The following is a 1,041-nucleotide window of genomic DNA, read 5'->3' on the forward strand; positions in this document are numbered from 1 at the left end:
TGTGGTTTACAAGTATCGATATTAGGTAACTTATCCTGAATACATAGGGATAAAGTGGCGAACGCAGGGAACTGAAACATCTAAGTACCTGTAGGAAAGGACATCAACCGAGACTCCGCAAGTAGTGGCGAGCGAACGCGGACCAGGCCAGCGGCTTTTGTGAGACAAGCGGAACCTTCTGGAAAGTTGGGCAAGAATGGGTGACAGCCCCGTACGCGTAATGCAAACAAAAGTCCTTGAGTAAGGCGGGACACGTGAAATCCTGTCTGAACATGGGGAGACCACTCTCCAAGCCTAAGTACTCGTGCATGACCGATAGCGAACTAGTACCGTGAGGGAAAGGTGAAAAGCACCCCGACGAGGGGAGTGAAAGAGTACCTGAAACCGGTTGCCTACAAACAGATGGAGCCTGAAATGGTGACATCGTACCTTTTGTATAATGGGTCAGCGACTTAGTGTGTCGAGCAAGCTTAAGCCGGTAGGTGTAGGCGCAGCGAAAGCGAGTCTGAACAGGGCGTTCAGTTCGACGCATTAGACCCGAAACCGAGTGATCTAGCCATGAGCAGGTTGAAGGTAAGGTAACACTTACTGGAGGACCGAACCCATAACTGTTGCAATAGTTCGGGATGACTTGTGGCTAGGGGTGAAAGGCCAATCAAACTCGGAAATAGCTGGTTCTCCGCGAAATCTATTTAGGTAGAGCGTCGACCGAATACCCCAGGGGGTAGAGCACTGGATGGGCTAGGGGTCCTCACCGGATTACCAAACCTAACCAAACTCCGAATACCTGGGAGTACTAGTCGGCAGACACACGGCGGGTGCTAACGTCCGTCGTGGAAAGGGAAACAACCCTGACCAACAGCTAAGGTCCCCAAGTCATGGCTAAGTGGGAAAGGATGTGAGGATCCCAAAACAACCAGGATGTTGGCTTAGAAGCAGCCATCATTTAAAGAAAGCGTAACAGCTCACTGGTCTAAATAAGGGTCTTTGCGCCGAAAATGTAACGGGGCTAAAGCCATGCACCGAAGCTTTGGGTTTGCA

1 rRNA gene is annotated in these 1,041 nt (G+C 50.7%); it reads left to right on the forward strand.

Features of this window, described 5'->3' with window-relative positions:
• Positions 1-1,041, forward strand: a 23S ribosomal RNA gene (locus tag C7I85_RS30205); the annotation flags it as partial.

Origin of the sequence: Pseudaminobacter soli (ex Li et al. 2025) (genome assembly GCF_003012705.1) — a bacterium.
Classification (GTDB): Bacteria; Pseudomonadota; Alphaproteobacteria; order Rhizobiales; family Rhizobiaceae; genus Pseudaminobacter; species Pseudaminobacter soli.